Annotated in this window: 12 protein-coding genes; 7 read left to right on the top strand and 5 right to left on the bottom strand. The window is 42.9% G+C overall.

Going from position 1 to position 17,056, the window contains the following annotated elements; translation table 11 throughout:
• Nucleotides 1-33: 33 nt before the first annotated feature.
• Nucleotides 34-1,026: an alpha/beta hydrolase gene (locus U4956_RS05355; RefSeq protein ID WP_323089520.1), complete on the top strand. Its 993-nt coding sequence runs from the start codon at nucleotides 34-36 to the stop codon at nucleotides 1,024-1,026.
• A 44-nt stretch (nucleotides 1,027-1,070) separates the two neighbouring features.
• Nucleotides 1,071-1,637 carry a cyclophilin-like fold protein gene (locus tag U4956_RS05350; RefSeq protein WP_323089518.1) on the top strand — a complete coding sequence of 189 codons (567 nt, stop codon included), beginning with the start codon at nucleotides 1,071-1,073 and terminating at the stop codon, nucleotides 1,635-1,637.
• Nucleotides 1,638-1,870: 233 nt separating this feature from the next.
• On the opposite strand, the gene U4956_RS05345 is transcribed toward U4956_RS05350, so the two are convergent.
• Nucleotides 1,871-2,809 carry an alpha/beta hydrolase gene (locus tag U4956_RS05345; protein WP_323089517.1) on the bottom strand — a complete coding sequence of 313 codons (939 nt, stop codon included), beginning with the start codon at nucleotides 2,807-2,809 and terminating at the stop codon, nucleotides 1,871-1,873.
• A gap of 258 nt (nucleotides 2,810-3,067) precedes the next feature.
• The gene (locus U4956_RS05340; RefSeq protein ID WP_323089516.1) at nucleotides 3,068-4,084 is read right to left on the bottom strand and encodes a dipeptidase; all 1,017 of its coding nucleotides are present in this window, start codon (nucleotides 4,082-4,084) and stop codon (nucleotides 3,068-3,070) included.
• A 288-nt stretch (nucleotides 4,085-4,372) separates the two neighbouring features.
• Here U4956_RS05340 and U4956_RS05335 point away from each other — a divergent pair, with 288 nt between their 5' ends.
• On the top strand, nucleotides 4,373-5,074 hold the full coding sequence (locus U4956_RS05335) for a GntR family transcriptional regulator (RefSeq protein WP_323089515.1): 702 nt from the start codon (nucleotides 4,373-4,375) through the stop codon (nucleotides 5,072-5,074).
• A gap of 234 nt (nucleotides 5,075-5,308) precedes the next feature.
• Here the strand turns inward: U4956_RS05335 and U4956_RS05330 are convergent, their stop codons facing one another.
• A complete protein-coding gene (locus U4956_RS05330; RefSeq protein ID WP_323089514.1) occupies nucleotides 5,309-6,508 on the bottom strand; it encodes an enolase C-terminal domain-like protein in 1,200 nt (399 codons plus the stop codon).
• Nucleotides 6,509-6,941: 433 nt separating this feature from the next.
• Here U4956_RS05330 and U4956_RS05325 point away from each other — a divergent pair, with 433 nt between their 5' ends.
• The 4 genes from U4956_RS05325 (at nucleotide 6,942) to U4956_RS05310 (ending at nucleotide 12,832) form a co-directional block, all read left to right on the top strand.
• A complete protein-coding gene (locus tag U4956_RS05325; RefSeq protein WP_323089513.1) occupies nucleotides 6,942-7,403 on the top strand; it encodes a PTS transporter subunit EIIB in 462 nt (153 codons plus the stop codon).
• A 74-nt stretch (nucleotides 7,404-7,477) separates the two neighbouring features.
• Nucleotides 7,478-9,103 carry a transposase gene (locus U4956_RS05320; protein ID WP_323088133.1) on the top strand — a complete coding sequence of 542 codons (1,626 nt, stop codon included), beginning with the start codon at nucleotides 7,478-7,480 and terminating at the stop codon, nucleotides 9,101-9,103.
• Between the two features lie 118 nt (nucleotides 9,104-9,221).
• On the top strand, nucleotides 9,222-10,637 hold the full coding sequence (locus U4956_RS05315; protein WP_323089512.1) for a glucose PTS transporter subunit IIA: 1,416 nt from the start codon (nucleotides 9,222-9,224) through the stop codon (nucleotides 10,635-10,637).
• Between the two features lie 686 nt (nucleotides 10,638-11,323).
• Nucleotides 11,324-12,832: an RNA-binding domain-containing protein gene (locus tag U4956_RS05310; RefSeq protein ID WP_323089511.1), complete on the top strand. Its 1,509-nt coding sequence runs from the start codon at nucleotides 11,324-11,326 to the stop codon at nucleotides 12,830-12,832.
• A gap of 545 nt (nucleotides 12,833-13,377) precedes the next feature.
• On the opposite strand, the gene nrdD is transcribed toward U4956_RS05310, so the two are convergent.
• Nucleotides 13,378-15,552: an anaerobic ribonucleoside-triphosphate reductase gene (gene nrdD, locus U4956_RS05305; RefSeq protein ID WP_323089510.1), complete on the bottom strand. Its 2,175-nt coding sequence runs from the start codon at nucleotides 15,550-15,552 to the stop codon at nucleotides 13,378-13,380.
• A 657-nt stretch (nucleotides 15,553-16,209) separates the two neighbouring features.
• On the bottom strand, nucleotides 16,210-16,824 hold the full coding sequence (locus tag U4956_RS05300; protein WP_323089509.1) for a LexA family protein: 615 nt from the start codon (nucleotides 16,822-16,824) through the stop codon (nucleotides 16,210-16,212).
• Nucleotides 16,825-17,056: the final 232 nt, after the last annotated feature.

Below are 17,056 nucleotides of genomic sequence, written 5' to 3'. Positions count from 1 at the left end.
TGAATCCAAGTCTAATGATTGCAAGGAGGACGGATGATGAAACCTTTAGAATTGAATCTGAACTGGGATAAAACCTTTTTGAAGAGCGACCAGGTCGGTCATCGCAAAGTTACATTCCATAACCGATATGGCATCGAGCTGGCTGCTGATCTTTACGAACCGAAGAATCGTAAGCCAAAAGAAAAAATGGCTGCGATTGCGATCAGCGGACCGTTTGGAGCCGTGAAAGAACAGGCTTCAGGGCTGTATGCACAAGAGCTGGCCAAGCGCGGCTTTCTGACAATTGCCTTTGATCCTTCCTATACGGGTGAAAGCGGCGGTACTCCTCGCTATGTTGCTTCACCGGATCTTAATACCGAAGATTTCCAGGCAGCCGTTGATTATCTTTCGACCAATGATGAAGTCGATCCAGAACGAATCGGAATTCTTGGCATCTGCGGCTTTGGGGGCATGGCTTTAAATGCAGCCGCAATTGATACCCGGATTAAAGGCACAGTCACTTCTACCATGTACGATATGTCCCGCGTAAATGCCAATGGATATTTTGATGCGCAGAATTCAAAGGAAGATCGGCTGGCTAAAAAGCAGGCTCTCAATGCCCGCCGGACGCAAGACTATCTGGCAGGCGCGTATGCGCGAGATGGCGGAGTGGCTGCTCAAAGACCAGAGGATGCTCCACAGTTTCTTCAGGATTATTGGGACTATTACAAAACGGACCGCGGCTATCATCCAAGATCGGGTAACTCGAATGGCGGATGGAATGAAACTGTACCATTGTCCTTTATGAATACGCCTTTACTGACATATATCAATGAAATTGACACCCCGGTGCTGATGCTCCATGGATCCAAAGCGCACTCGCTGTACTTTTCCCAAGATGCTTTCGCCAGACTGACTGGTGATAATAAGGAGCTGAAAATCATCGAAGGGGCCAACCATACGGATCTGTATGACAACATGGATTTCATTCCATTCGATGAAATTGCCGCTTTCTTTACCAGAAGTCTGGCTGTCGCAGATAAATAGCAGGAATACAAGACTATAGGAATACAAGACTATAGGAATACAAGATGGATTTTCGCTGCCGATTGCTGCCTGTTCGAATCTTGCTTGGAGGATTGCTGAGCAGTTTCCTGTTTCTGAGTGGCTGCCACTTGGCCCCATTGGATTCGAGTTTATCGTCTGGATCGGATCAGATTGAATCCGGGTTAAAGACAGAAAAACTGGCAGAGATGGATTCAGAAGAGTTCGGAACAACAGAAGGGGATGAGACGAAAATGGCAAGAAGGATTGCGGTTCGGATTCAGGATCAGGTTTTCCTGGCTGATCTTGCGCATACGGTTGCAGCTGACCAGCTTTATACCTGGTTAGAAAAAGAGCCACTGACAATTACAGCGCATGATTATGGCGGCTTTGAGAAGATTGGCGATCTTGGACAGACTCTGTCTGCTTCTGATCACCAGATGACAACTGAATCTGGCGACCTGGTCCTGTATCAGTCTGATCAGATTGTCCTGTTCTACGGATCCAACCGCTGGTCCTATACGAAACTGGCCAGCCTGAAAGATACCACTGGTCTGGAAGATGCTTTAGGATCAGGTGAAATCAGCTACACACTTTTCATTCCAGAATCCTGATAGACCTGAAATCTGGATCCAAACCAGAGTAAAAACTGGAAGTTTAATGCAAAAATAGAACCCAAAGCTTCAGCTGACTAAATCGAAAATTCGGCCAGATGGATGAGGCTTTGGGCTTTTCTTGTATCTGGGCTGTATTTGATCGGTGTTTGGTCGTTGGTGGAAACGACTGTCGTCTGCCTGAGCCAGCTTAAGAAGATAGAAGTTCTGAACCAGAGACTTGAAAGGCCGGGTCAGGAGTGTGGCTGGCAGGCGAAGTAATGATGAGTGGCGTATTCAACCTGAGTACGGAAGAACTTTCTGGCTGCCTTGGCTTCTTTGGAAAAAGGAACCATCATGTCGAATTCGTGAAAAGCGGCTGGAACTTTGAGACAGTGAACAGGAATTCCAGCCTGTTTGAGATGATGCATATAAATCAGCATTTCATCATAAAATGGATCAACGCTTCCCACAAAACTGATTGCGGGTGGAAGATTGCGGTAGTTTCTGGCTCTTGCTGGAGCGGCATATTCTGTAATGATCTTCTGGCCGGCCAGGTATTGGCCCCAGGCTTTCCGATTCAATTCTTCGTTCCAGACCGGAGCATCGTTGTTTTTCATAGAATTGGTTTTCATCCGATCATCCAGCATGGGATAGATAGGCATCTGGCAGGCGATGTTGACGGTTCCAAGATCCCGGGCCAGAAGACAAAGAGCAACACACAGGCCGCCGCCCGCACTTTCTCCACCAACAAAAATCTGATCGGATCGCCCGCCCAGTTCTTCAGCGTGTTCTTTAAGCCAGAGCAGAGAACGATAGGCGTCGAATAAAGCAGCCGGATAGGGATGCTCGTAAGATAAAGCATAGTCAGGACTGACCACAATGCAGGAGTTCTGAAGTTCTTTGCCGGCGGAGATCCTGATCATTTCCGGAAATCCGCCCGCATATCCGCCGCCATGCAGCCATAAGACGACAGGACACTTCCGGTTGGTTTTATTTTTAGGGGCGCTCACAAGCAATCGCATTTTTGATCCATCTGAGCGGATGAGCTCGGTTGTACATTCGTTGCTTTTTAAAAGCCAGTTCATGGCCGGCATCTGCCCGTGCTTCAGGCTGGTATAGGGTGTGATCAGTTTAAGAAAATCGCCGGGAATGCGCAGATCACTGGCTATATCAGAATGCTTCACTTTCATGTTTTTGCTTCCTTCTTCTACAGTTTTCTAACTTTCTTTTCACCATATTGGCCGTTTGCTTCATTATAGTCACAAATCGATCCCCGCAATAGATGATAAATCATTTTGAGTGACAGTCTTGCGAAGAAAACCCTCATCGAGGTCTCCGGCATTTCTATGTTTTATAAACGAGCTGGAGGATACGATGAGGGAATTTATCGATTGGATACAGGTGCGCTGTATGTGGTTCTGTTTACCATCTTTTTGCTATGGATGAAGCTAACGAAGTGTTTTTCGAAGCAGATTGATTACATTCCCGCCCATGATCTGGGCAACTTCTTGTGAGGTAAAGCCATCTTCTGACAAAGCCTGGGCCAGTTTCTGATGCTCGGAGGCATCCTGGATTTCGACTTTCGAATTAATGCCGTCAAAGTCAGTTCCGATGGCACAGACATCAATACCGCCGACTTCCTTGAGATGACGAAGATGAGCAATCATATCAGAAATGTGAGACTTGTTATCGGTGTTTTCCTTCAGAAAATCAGCACAGAAATTCAACCCAATGATCCCGCCGGTTCTGGCGATCGCCCGGATCTGGTCATCATCCAGATTGCGGCTGACTGGACATAAAGCCCGACAGTTGGAATGGGAAGCGATAACCGGCTTGGTGGCAATATCCATCAGGTCCCAGAACGATTTGTCCCCTAAATGAGAGACATCGATCAGAATACCTAACTCTTCGCATTTTCGAACAAAGGCTTTACCATAGTCAGTCAGGCCCTTTTCGGTTTCGATGCGAAAGAGCGGGGAAGGGACTCGGTAATCGACTTCTTCAAGATCATCAAATGAAATGTTTGGCGAAGCAATCACATTTGGATAGTTCCAGGTTAAAGTAATCAGGCGTACGCCGGCGTTGTACCAGAATTCAAGCAGATCCAGATCCTGGAACATGACATCGCCTTCTTCCAGCGACAACAAAGATCCTAAACATCCTTTTTCAAGAACGCCATCAAGATCAGCCAGCGTCTGGATCGGGATGATGGCATCCGGGTTGGCAGAAATTTGTTTCTGATATTCATTGAGCAGACTTAATGCTTCGTGCTCCGGTGAATAGCCAGTTTTATTCTTTCGATCGGTAAACAACGCAAAGGTCTGGATAGCCATTCCTCCTTGCTCCATTTTTTCTAAGTCAATTGCAAAATCGTTTTTTGCCAGTATACGTGGGCTGCCCTCGCGACGGGCATCACGCAGGCGCAGAATCGTATCACAATGAAGATCACAGACAGGATAAGACATTATTTTGGCTCCTTTCATGTCAGTCAGATAGTCATGAAGATCAACGACAAATCAAACCTTTTTTATTATAGAGAAAACGAATAATCCATTGTTTTTTTAATGTATTTACATATAACAGTTATGAAAGAATGACAACAGGTTAGTCTTCGGGGTTTGTGAAGAGAATAAGTGCTTTAAAATAAATTCAATGAGATGAGTCAGGATGCTCTACTGTTATGCAGGGGCTTTGGAAAGCAGGAGCTTTGGAAACTTAGGCAAGTGAATAATTGAGGTGATTGAGGCAGCGGTATGAATAAAACGGACTTTATTATCCAGGATATCATCAGCAAGATTTATCAACGATGCTTTAAAGACAACAAACTGCCGACCCAAAGAGAAATGGCTAAACAGTATAATGTCTCACGGTTTACGATTCAGAAAGTTGTAGATCAGCTGTTTCAAATGGGAGTTGTTGACGTCATTCAAGGATCTGGGATTTTTATCCAGGAGAAGATTATAAAAAATCCACTTGTTTTCAATTCTCTGACAAAATCTCCGTATACAAAGATCGATTCCAAAGTCCTGGATTTTCACAGAAGAAGCGCAACGAAAGAGGAAACCATGATTTTTCAAATGGACAGCGACGTTTGGGAATTTACAAGAGCCAGATTTGTGGATTATAAACTGGAACAGGTGGAAAAAAGCTGCCTGCCGGTGCGCCTGTTTCCGGATCTGACTGTAGATCATGCTCGTAAGTCTATACAGGATTATGTTGAGTCACAGGGATATAAGATCTCGTATTATCTGACGCAATACATACCCACTGTTGTAACAAAAGAAGATGCAGAACTGCTTCTGTGCAAAAAAGGAACGCCGGCGATGAAAATACAGAACAGAGGCTTTTTAAGAAATGGACAAGTCTATGAGATCAGTGAAATTTTGGCGATTGATTACTCCGTTTCTTATATCCGGCCCTTTGATCGGGAACGGCACAGCCAGAGATTGAAGTAAATATCCAACCAACAAAGGTCTGTCCCAGACCAGGGAAGTATCCCTGATTCAGGACAGACCTTTTGATATTCCGTCTTCTACTGAGTTTGCGTTTTCGAATTTGTGTTGGGTGTCTGCTCCATGTAGATCTGGACTTTCACTTCTGGACTTTCACTTCTGGATGATCGTTCCTTGATTTCATGGATGATGATACGATTACAATTCTGCCAATTTGTTTTCTTCTTTCTATTTGGATTAAGGAGCAACAATGGTGCCATCTGGAGTTCTGCTCAGGGTCCATGGATGTTCTTTAAATTCAGCAGGAAACTTTGCAGCTAGTTCTTCATTGAAGTTTACTCCGATTCCATCTTCTTCAATTGGATAGAAATATCCGTTTTTCTGAGTAGGGATTGGATAAAAAAGTTTTCTGGAGTTTTCCGGGATCTCAATGTTTTCCTGAATCGCCGCATTGTGCAGGTGAATATTCAGATGAGTATTTACGGCCAATCCAATTGGTGAAATATCAGAAGGAGTATGCCATGCAATGCGGATGCCCAAGGCGTCGGCAAAGTGGGCGACTTTCAGTGCCGGTGTGATCCCACCAATCTGCGAGACATGAATTCTTAAAAAGTCGATATCTTTATTGACCAGCAGTGATTTCCATTCACTTGGATTATTGAATAATTCACCGGTCGCAATGGGGGTAGCCGTCTGGTTTTTGATGTTTCTTAACCAGTCATTGGCTTCAAGTGCGACAACATCTTCCAGGAAAAAGAGATTATAGGGTTCGGCCTGTTTGGCAAACCTTAATGCCTGGGAAGGCTCCAGTCTTTCGTGGACATCATGGAGCATCTGGAATCTATTTCCGTATTTTTCATAAATGGATTTAAACATATGAATGGTTGTATTCGCATATTGTTCTGGATCAAAATACGAACCATCCAGAGGATTTTCAGGGGTGCTTAAATTGCTTGCATTTCCTCCGTAAAATCCTAACTGGCAGCGGATATAACGATATCCTTCTTCTAAATATCGATCAATTTCTTTATATAAGTCGTCAAGGTTATCAGCTACTGCATGGGTATAAGCAGGAATTGCGGTCCGGGATTTTCCGCCAAAGAGCTGATACAGCGGCATCTTCGCAAGTTTTCCTTTAATGTCCCATAAGGCCATATCTACTCCGGAAATGGCGTTGTTTAATACGGGACCATTTCTCCAGTATGAGTTTTTATGCATCATCTGCCATAAGTCTTCGATCTGGTTTGCGTCTTTGCCAATCAGGATAGGCTTCAGGTATTCTTCTACGGCTTCTTTTACCGTGGTCGGTCTGAACTGGAATGTAGCGCAGCCGTAACCTGTGACGTTTTTATCTGTTTCTACTTTTACAACGACTAAGTTGTGTTTGTCTGGTTTTGTAATAAAGCACTTCACATCAGTAATGATTGTCGGCGTCATGTTGTTCTCCTTCTCTTTGTACGACCTTCATTGTAGAGGCTGGAATTTCATCTCTCAATGGGTTTTGCCAGTGGACAGGCAGAACGGAAAATAGACGGATAAAACCAGTCCAATTTTGAAAATAAGCTGTAAAAAACGATGATATATAAAGATAAAAATTAGTTTTCGGTTAAAAATTGGTCAGTTTTTGGAAGCGTTCGCAGATGCTACTATCTTGGTGTCCAGAGAGCACAGATACCAAGGAGGATGCGGATGAAAAAAGATGAGACCAGTTAGAAGTTGAGTGTGAATTTTCTTATCTAGATCGATCACAGACTGATCACCAGTCGATCTGGACGTTCCCAATTCAAACAGTTTTAAAAATCGGAAAGCATTTAAAGGCACATGACAGAGTGCATTTTTGGAGGGCGGAGAGCCTGGAGGAGAATACGTTATGAATAAGAAGGACGTTGCGAAAAAGATTATCAAAGCCGTTGGATCAGAGAAAAACATCAATAATGCATGGCATTGTATGACCCGGCTTCGTTTCGATTTGAAAGATGTGGATCAAGTTGATTACAAAGAATTAGAGTCGATCCCTGGAGTAATGGGAACAAAATTCCAGTGTGATCAGCTGCAGGTGGTTCTTGGAACCAATGTAGGTGAATACTACAATGAAACAGCAAAGATTTTAGGATTGGATTCAGCACAGGCATCACAGCCAAAAGAGAAAAAGGGTCTGGTTGCCATGTTCATGGATACAGTTTCCGGTGTATTTGGACCCATTGTTCCAGCAATTGCCGGGGCTGGAATGATCAAAGGTCTGATCGCCGGTTTAGCCGCATTAACCTTAGATAATCAGGAAAGTAGAAGCACACTGTCTATTTTTCCAACAAACCCTTTAAGCATCAATTAAATTTCATATCTTCCTCGGTAGAACTATACTAAATGTGCTTCTACTTTGAAGCATAGAGGAGTGTGCTTCTACTTATGGCTTATATCAAGGTTCAGAAAATCGTTCGTGATGCTGAAAATAACATAGTCTCTGGGTCCGCGGCCATTGTTAAGTCTATTTATGCGCCAGAGAGGAAAAACCATTCTGCTCAACAGGTTTTAGAACGTCTTGGCAAGGTGATTTCACTTGCTGAGGATAAGAAATCCGGGGTTTTTCTTTCTCCAACACGTGGTTTAGTTCACTATAACGTGACTACGGATACTTTTTCTCCTGTTTCAGAAGAAGAAAAAGAGAACCAATGTAAGCTGGTTTTCCCAGAGCCGCAAATTCATACGGTTTTTGGTGACTCATATCTACTTCTACAATTTTTAGAAAAACGTGGCCTGCTGGAGGTTTTCAAAACGGTTTTTCCAAAAAAAGAAGAACTGGAAAGGGTTCTTGCTCATATTCTTCATGGAGTTCTCAGAGATGGATCAAAAATTGGCTGTGATGATTTTCTTGAAAAATCTTATGCATCTTATTTATTTGAAGACTTGCCAATTCAATCCCTACACTCCGATACAGCTTTTTTCTCTTTGCTGGGAAGCGATAAAACCCGGGTGGCATTCTTCAAAGAGTTTATAAAGCTGATGAAGAAACAAAATCCAAAATTTGGCCAGGGATGCTACGTAGACTCTACTCCTCTTCCAAACCAGATTACCAACAACCCTTTTAATGCACTATGCTGCCATGGACTTTCGTCATCTGAAATTCAAATCCGCCTGGTCTTGGTTTTAGACGATGCGACTGGCCTGCCAGTTTGGTATGACATCATTCCTGGCAATGTGCTGGATTTAAGCACGGTGATGAACATTGTCAATGATGTCGCTTCGACTTTGGATATTGAAATTGAATCGCTGGTTCTTGATGCTGGCTATGTATGTGAGCCGCTGATAGCCGCTTTCCATATTGGAAGTTCAAAATCCGTCATCAGCCGGATGCCAGCCAGACGGGGGTACCCGTTCAAAGAACTCTACTGGCAGTTCAAAGACCAGATAAATAAAGGGAAATACCAGTTTGTTCGTAAGGATCACACCTATTTCGGAAGAAAGAAGAAAATCAAACTATACGGAAAATATGACGAATACGCCTACGTTTATGTAGATCAGAACAATGCGCTTTACCACTTTATTGATTATCTTGAAGACCACAAAGATGAGTTTCAAAAGATGAAGGATAAAGACAAGGACTGGATGACTGTCAAATTCGGATATTTTGTTCTTCTATCCAACATCGATACTTCTCCTGAAGATTTGCTTTATCGGTATTTCTGCCGCACTGAGATAGAGACAGTTTTCAAAACCAGTAAAGAATATTTGGAACTGCTTCCTCTTTCAAAATGGAGCGATACAACAGTCAGAGGGAAAATCCTGCACGATATTATCGATACAATCATTCTGTTGCTCGTTCGAAAACAAATGGAAAATACCGGCGTATCTACATCACGATTATTTGGGAAAACCCAATCGTTGATGTGCTGCCTAGGACCTAATAAAAAAGTTGTGATCGAAGTTCCTAACAAGCACGTAAAACAATTTTATAAAATTTTAGATATAGAAATTCCAACTCATCTAAACCTTGATAAGGAACGAAGTAGAATGCGCGGCTATACTCATCTGTAACAGTCATTGATGTGTATAGCTAAACTAGTTTAAAATCCAAAGTTGTGCTTCTACTTTTTCGATTATCTAAGGATTAAACATTATTTCCAACCAGACAGATACTTACCTTGTAATTGATATGCTGGCAAGCGGCGTATTTACGTTCTTACCGTTTTTCGTAGCTGCTTCCGCCGCAAAGATTTTCAAAACCAATCCGTATTTGGCGATTGCCATTGCTGCAACCTTACAGTTTCCAACCATGACCAGTGCGGCAGCCGCAAAAGAAATATCAAATTTCATGTTGTTTAATTTTATTCCTGTACCGGTATTTAACTATTCAGGAACAGTCATCCCAATTATCTTTGCGGTTCTGTGCTTAAGCTACATTTACCGCTGGGTCGACAAAATGCTTCCAGAAGTATTAAGAACAGTCTTCACTCCAACTATTTCACTGTTCGTTGCCGGTTTATTAACATTGACTGTTATTGGACCGATTGGAATCTACTTAGGCAATCTGTTAGCTGATTTCATCAAATGGATTTTCTCCATCTCTCCAATTCTTGGCGGTATTATCTTTGGAGCCATCCGGCCAATCGCGATCTTTACTGGGCTCCATCATGCAATGACTCCGATTGCCCTGCAGAACTTTGCCAACCAGGGATGGGATATGCTCATGCCAATGATGCTGATGGCCAATATGGCAATTACAGGCGCTACATTAGCTGTTTACTTCAAAATGAATAGCCAAAAAGAAAAATCAATCGTTTTTTCTTCCGCTGTCTCCGGATTACTGGGTATTACAGAACCAGCATTGTTCGGTGTTCTGTCCAAGTATAAAAAAGCATTTATTGCAGCAACTTGCGGAAGTGCAATTGCCTCTGCGTTTATCAGCTTCTTTGGCGTAAGAATTTATGGCTATATCTTATCGAGCATCTTCAGTCTGCCTGCTTACATCGGTGAATACTTTGTTTATGCTGTATTAGGAATCCTGATTGCTTTAGGTTCTTCTTTCCTGATTGCTTACTTCCTGATTAAAAAGCCGGAAGGTAACGATGTAAAAGCTGCCGCCAAAGCAGATGAGCAAACAGAGATCAAAGACATTGCGATGAATGCAGTTGCCCAGGGCGAAGTGATCGCGTTAGAAAATGTAAAAGATGAGATTTTCTCCAGCAAAATGGTTGGCGATGGATATGCCATTATTCCAGAAAAGGGAACTGTATATTCTCCAGTCTCCGGGACAGTAGAAACAGTTTTTCCAACAAAACACGCGATTGGCATTAAAACCAATACCGGACTGGAAATTCTGATTCATATGGGAATCGATACAGTCGAATTAAATGGTGAAGGATTCAAAGTATTTGTTGAACAGGGGCAGACCGTTTCGGCAAATCAGAAAATCGCTGAAATGGACCTGGAATTCCTGAAGAAGAAAGAAAAAGATCCAACGATTATGGTTCTGGTCACAAATATGGATGCAGTTTCCCAGATCAAACAGGTAGAGCCATCTGAAGATATGGAAATCGGAAGCACTGTTTCTCTGGTCGCTTTGAAATAGATCAGATACATTAAAAGTGAATCTCCAGTTTCAGTCTCGTTCAAAGATACTGAAAGGACTGCATAAGGGCAGCTAAAAGGTCAACCAGTTGCTCAGAGTCCATAAGACAAAATGTTCAGGGGTTGACCAGCAAGGGAGAGATCATCACCGGATTCGGTGTTGAATCTCTCCCTTTTTGTTCACCACACATTGATCATTATGGAGGAAAGGATGCCACAGCATTCATAGATGAATACTTCAAGCGTTTGAAACGGAAATACGGATCTGGTTGGCAACATCGATGCTATCGATAATCATTTTATCGATAGTGTCGATATTTTTTTATCGAGGATGTCGATAAAAAGTCTGTCGACAGTATCGATGCTCGTTTGTCGAGGGTCGTCCCTCTCGATCCAATTGAATCAGGAAGGAGAAGTCTATAGCCATACCGGTCAATCCAGTTCGTCTTCTTGCAGGAACACCTGGATAGATTGGAATATCTCCGATTGCCCTTTTAAGGAGCTGAATTGATCGAAAAACCAATATGGGTAACCGGGAAAACCTGACCTCGAAACCATTGACGATAAAATTATCGATAGCATCGAAAAAAATATCGATGGTATCGATGAAATTTCGTCGATAGTATCGATGTTTTTCTTGTCGAGTCTGTCAACAGTCGATACAATCAAGTCAGAAAGGAGAAGTCTATGGCAATACCTGTGAACCCTGTAGATCTTCTTGAAGGAGATATTGTTGAATCCTCGAGAATTGAATTGAAAGAGAATTTCAATCCAGACCCGATTACTCATACTATTTGTGCGTTTGCAAACGATATTGACAATATCGGCGGAGGCTACCTGTTTATCGGGGTTAAAGAAGAGAATGGAATTCCAGTACGGCCTGTAACTGGCCTGAAGAAAGAGAAACTAGATGAAATTCAGCTTGAACTGATCCGGTGCTGTCATTTCATTGAGCCCCTTATTATCCCGGAAATCCAAGTAGAAAAGATCGATGATCAGTTTGTTTTACTTGTTCGAGTTCCGGGTGGACACGGTCGTCCATATAAAACACTTGTAAATATTCCTAAGAAAAAGAAAGAACAATCCCAGAAATCTTCTCCAGAAAATCGAGATAAAAAATATTATATCCGAAAAGGATCTTCGACATTGGCCGCTTCTCACGAAGAGGAAGCCGAACTGTTTTACATTTCGAGTTCCATTCCGTTTGATGATCGCCCAAATTTAAGCGCCCATTTGGACGATTTGAGCTTGGAACGGATGAAAGAACATCTGCGATTGACTAACAGTACATTGTTGGATGACAAGCAGGAAAAGTCTTTGAAAGAATTAGCGGAAGATCTGCAGATTGTTGAAGGACCACCTGAAGATATTCGTCCACGAAATGTAGGGCTTCTGCTCTTTGGAAAAGATCCACAGAAGTATTTCCGTTATGCTCGAATTGAACTTGTCTGGATCCCTAGACCAGATGGAACTGGAATGGAGGAACAGATTTTTCAGGGCCCCTTGCAGTACCAACTTAAAGAAGCGCTGGAAACGATCAGGGGGAAATATCTGGTTGAAAAAATCATTAAACACGATGACCAGCCGGAATCATCCCGAATTTGGAACTATCCACTTCGGGCGGTACAAGAAATTCTTGCAAATGCGGTTTATCATAAGTCGTATGAGATTCCAGAGCCTATAACGGTACGAATTACTGAAGAAGAGATTGAAATTACAAGTCATCCTGGCTTTGATAGATCTATATTGGATGCCGATATAGCGGCTGAACGTATAAGATCCCGCAGTTACCGTAATCGTCGAATTGGAGACTTTCTTAAAGAACTTCATTTGATTGAAGGACGGAATACTGGATATCCAAATGCACGTAGAGCCTTAGAGCAGAATGGGTCTCCTAAACTAAAAATTGTTATGGATGAAAGCAGGCAATTTCTTTCAGTGGTAATCGGGATTCATCCCGCATTTTCCTCATCATCAGCACGCAGTTCGAAACAATTGGATTATGAAGCAAAAATTTTACAACTGTTGGAAGAACAGCCAGATTCGCTAACCCAGCTTGCTAAACGGATGGGCTATAAAGGGATTACTCCGAAATTATCCAAGACCGTTAACAAAATGATTGCTGAGGGAAAATTGGAAAAAGTAATTGATGGCCGGAAAATGCAAATACAAAGTACTAATCAAATCCAAAAGTAAAACGCCGTGATTACAGACTAAAAAATAATGGATCTTACGCAAATGTAGTTTTTAACACTGATGATTCTGGCGAATGAATAAGCTTGCATCATTCATATCGTTGATTCAATAACAATACCTAATTCAAGATGAGCTTTACTATCGCATTTTGGGTTATCGGAATTAGCGGCAATTGCCATCGTTGATAATAGTGATGGTAGCCAAACACACTGTTTGCGTAAGAACCAAAATAATCTGATTAGTCGAAGGGGGATTATCGAGTTTAATTGAAAAGATATATCTGTCGTAATATCATGTGATTGTCGATAAGTATGGATTCGAATACGTCGTAATTTAGCCGATAAAAAAGGAACTGGATTCCGTTTCTAGAATCCAGTTCCTTATTACCTTTATTTAAAGATATTTTTGAACCGTTTGGGACTTTATAAGCGAATATAAATGTGATTAAGTCGTTATTATACAACTCATCTTCAAACTCATAATTTCGAATCAGTCGTTATAAATACGATTATGTCGCAACTTTTCATTTGATTCAAAAGTAACTATTAGAGGTGAGTTACACGTTCTTTGATTTCCTGAGTACGGCCCTGGTTCCAGAACTGTGTGCCGATGTAGCCACATGTACGACGGGCAACGTTCATGGTTTCCTGGTTGGTGTTACCGCAGTTCGGGCAGCGCCAGATCAGTTTGTGGCTTTCATCTTCAACGATTTCGATTTCACCTTCATAGCCGCATTCCTGGCAGTAGTCAGACTTGGTGTTCAGTTCAGCATACATGATGTGATCATAAATGTGCTGGATTAACGCCATAACGGCTGGCAGGTTGTTTTCCATATTTGGAACTTCAACGTAGGAGATTGCTCCACCTGGTGAGAGTTTCTGGAACTGAGATTCGAAGGTCAGTTTTGTGAAGGCATCGATTGGTTCGGTTACATGTACGTGATAGGAGTTAGTGATGTAGTTCTTGTCGGTTACGTGAGGAATTACACCGAAACGGTCCTGCAGTTTTTTCGCAAACTTGTAAGTTGTGGATTCCATTGGGGTGCCATACAGGGAGAAGTCCATGTTGTTCTGGGCTTTCCATTTTGCGCAGGCAGCATTGAGGTAGTCCATAACCCGTTTGGCGAACTGGTAGCCATTTGGATCAGTATGGGAAACACCGGTCATGTAGTAGACGCATTCGCATAAGCCGGCATATCCAAGAGAAATTGTAGAGTAGCCGCCAAAGAGCAGTTTATCGATTGGTTCGCCTTTTTTCAGACGGGCCAGAGCACCGTTCTGCCACAGGATTGGAGCAACATCACTTGGAGTGCCAAGCAGACGGTTGTGGCGGATCATCAAAGCGCGGTAGCAAAGATCAAGGCGTTCATCGAAGATCCGCCAGAATTCTTTGAAATCGCCTTTGGAAGAGCAGGCAATGTCAACGAGGTTGATCGTCACAACACCCTGGTTGAAACGGCCATAATATTTTGGCTTGCCATTTTCGTCAACATAAGGAGTTAAGAAAGAACGGCAACCCATGGCTGGATAGCAGTTACCATTACCGTTGGCATCGATTTTGAGCTTGAGCATCATCTTTTCGGAGATGTAGTCAGGAACCATACGCTTCGCTGTGCATTTAGCCGCCAGTTTTGTCAGGTAGTAGTACTTGCTGTCGGGATGAATGTTGTCTTCTTCCAGAACGTAAATCAGTTTTGGGAAGGCTGGAGTAATGTAGTGGCCTTTTTCGTTCTTAACACCAAGGATACGCTGTTTGAGAACGGCTTCGATGATGGAAGCAAGGTCAGCCTTTGTCTGTGGATCTTCTACTTCATTGAGGTACATGAACACAGTGATGAATGGGGCCTGTCCATTGGTTGTCATTAATGTGATGACCTGATACTGGATGGTCTGGACACCTTTTTCAATTTCCTTCTGAACACGCATTTCTGCGATTTCATTGACGGTATCGGTATCCGTTGGCAGGTTCATTGTTTTGAGTTCTTCATAGACTTCAGCACGTGCTTTTTCACGGGAAATCTGAACGAATGGAGCAAGGTGGGAAAGGGTAATGGACTGTCCACCGTACTGGGAGCTTGCAACCTGAGCAATGATCTGAGTGGCAATGTTGCAGGCAGTCGAGAAGCTGTGTGGCTTTTCGATCATCGTTTCGGAAATGACTGTTCCGTTTTGGAGCATGTCTTCCAGGTTGACCAGGCAGCAGTTGTGCATGTGCTGGGCAAAGTAGTCGGAATCGTGGAAGTGGATGACTCCATTGTCGTGAGCCTCCATAATGTCGTGGGGCAGCAGGAAACGACGGGTAATATCTTTGGAAACTTCACCAGCCATATAGTCACGCTGAACAGAGTTGACTAAGGGGTTCTTGTTGGAGTTTTCCTGTTTGACTTCTTCATTATTGCGTTCCAGCAAAGACATGATCTGCTGGTCAGTGGAGTTGTTTTTACGGACGAGTGCGCGCTCGTAACGGTAAGTGATGTAGTTTTTTGCAACTGCATAGTAGCCGTGGCTCATCAATGAAGCTTCAACCATATCCTGGATTTCTTCTACACCAGCAGAACGATTCATGTTTTCACATTCGTTGGCAACCTGGCCGGCAATCTGGAAGATATCTTCTTCAGTCAGCTGATTATGCGTCGTGGCTTTATTGGCTTTACGGATCGCATTCTCAATTTTTGCTACGTTGAAAATTGCTTCTTCACCGCTTCGTTTAATAACTTTCATAGCTGTCTCTCCTTTTCTTTTTATAAATAACATCTGATTTGAATCGGACGGTACAGGATCAAAATCCTGAAAAAACGAATATCCCGATAAAGGGGTCGAAAATAAAAATAGGGCTAGTCAGATCAAGCTGCTTTCAAGAAGACTAGGTGAATAGCGCCTGGCAGGTTCTCAAAAGGCAGCGGCTGGCAGCCATCTGCATCCTGAATGCAGAGATAATTCAGAACAAACTCGATTGTTCATTAAATTAAGTAGATCATTTTACAGACAAAGGTGAATCTGCAAAAGCAGCCAGAACAGCTGCCAGATTCTGTCTGTCCTTCTTCGAAGTCCACCAAGTGGAGGAAGAGGGTTCACGGATTAGTATAGCGGCAGATCACAGCCTCTGAAAGCAAAAAAGACCATTTTGGAAGAAAAGTTCAAACATTCCATCGAATCGTGAAAATTGGTTCATTTTTTAACTGAGATGCAACAAAAACTTCACAAAGTGGCGCAGAAGTTCATAAAAAGTATGAAAAAGGCCATATTTTTAGTTAATTGAATGAATATTGGTAAAAAAGCGGGAGAAAAAAGCCAGAAAAAAACCAGTCGTGTGAAGACTGGTTCAGAAAAACTGCCCCTTCAAAAGCCGGTATGCAGCAGCAGCTCTGTACAGAAAAATCAATGGAAAACGCTCAGCTCAGTCCGTGAATAAATGGCCCGGCCGATAATCTGGACGGGTGTCTCTTCGACTTCCTGAAGTGTATAGACTCTTGGTTCAACTGCAGCATTGGCAGCCTGTAAAATCCAGTAGCGGTCTTTTTTGATCAGCTTTTTCACTGTAACTTCCTCCCCGCCGATTAAAAGAACCGCAATGGAACCAGAGGGCAGATCTGTGCACTGCTTCACGTAGAGCAAGTCGCCATCGTGAATGTGTGCATCTTTCATTGAATCCCCAGTTACCCGCAGAAAATAATCACCTTTAGAATAATCGCTTTCGGATACTTCTACATAGCCATCGATATTTTCGTCAGCAAGCAGTCCGTAGCCAGCTTTGACGGTGCCAAGAATCGGGCGCTTGAGCTGCAGCCCGCGAATCCGGTTCATGTCTTCCAGATCGATATTGAGCATCTCGGCCAGTTTGGCCAGTGTTTCCGGTGCGATTTTACGGATTTTGCCGTTGCACCAGCGCGAAACCGTAGAACAGGTTACCCCGCAATAGTTAGCGATATAGTCGTTGGTCAGATTGTTGTCATGCTTGAACTGGTTCAGTGCTTCTGGAATATTGATTCTCATGGTCAGATTATAACACATTTAAAGGCGGGTCAAAGCAATTATCTTGCATTAAATGCAAATTAAATGCGAAATATCACCTGAAAACATGCCTGTGCAATGCACAAAAATCGGATTAGATTCTGACTTTCAAGCAGGTATCGGGCATCAAACAAGGAAATAAACAGGATTACGAAACATAAAATGCGTGATTGTTGCGTTAAAAAAAAGGAATGTCGCGTCGTCTGACCTATAC

This window comes from Allobaculum sp. JKK-2023 (assembly GCF_034745455.1).
In the GTDB taxonomy this organism is placed as follows: domain Bacteria; phylum Bacillota_I; class Bacilli_A; order Erysipelotrichales; family Erysipelotrichaceae; genus Allobaculum.
This window is presented reverse-complemented; position numbering and strand designations above follow the sequence as displayed.

Bases quoted from the DNA above. Each gene is read 5' to 3' on its own strand.
- U4956_RS05335 (WP_323089515.1), top strand. From the start codon at position 4,373: ATGAATAAAACGGACTTTATTATCCAGGATATCATCAGCAAGATTTAT.
- U4956_RS05300 (WP_323089509.1), bottom strand. From the start codon at position 16,824: ATGAGAATCAATATTCCAGAAGCACTGAACCAGTTCAAGCATGACAAC.
- U4956_RS05355 (WP_323089520.1), top strand. From the start codon at position 34: ATGATGAAACCTTTAGAATTGAATCTGAACTGGGATAAAACCTTTTTG.
- nrdD (WP_323089510.1), bottom strand. From the start codon at position 15,552: ATGAAAGTTATTAAACGAAGCGGTGAAGAAGCAATTTTCAACGTAGCA.
- U4956_RS05330 (WP_323089514.1), bottom strand. From the start codon at position 6,508: ATGACGCCGACAATCATTACTGATGTGAAGTGCTTTATTACAAAACCA.
- U4956_RS05350 (WP_323089518.1), top strand. From the start codon at position 1,071: ATGGATTTTCGCTGCCGATTGCTGCCTGTTCGAATCTTGCTTGGAGGA.
- U4956_RS05340 (WP_323089516.1), bottom strand. From the start codon at position 4,084: ATGTCTTATCCTGTCTGTGATCTTCATTGTGATACGATTCTGCGCCTG.
- U4956_RS05345 (WP_323089517.1), bottom strand. From the start codon at position 2,809: ATGAAAGTGAAGCATTCTGATATAGCCAGTGATCTGCGCATTCCCGGC.
- U4956_RS05325 (WP_323089513.1), top strand. From the start codon at position 6,942: ATGAATAAGAAGGACGTTGCGAAAAAGATTATCAAAGCCGTTGGATCA.
- U4956_RS05310 (WP_323089511.1), top strand. From the start codon at position 11,324: ATGGCAATACCTGTGAACCCTGTAGATCTTCTTGAAGGAGATATTGTT.
- U4956_RS05315 (WP_323089512.1), top strand. From the start codon at position 9,222: ATGCTGGCAAGCGGCGTATTTACGTTCTTACCGTTTTTCGTAGCTGCT.
- U4956_RS05320 (WP_323088133.1), top strand. From the start codon at position 7,478: ATGGCTTATATCAAGGTTCAGAAAATCGTTCGTGATGCTGAAAATAAC.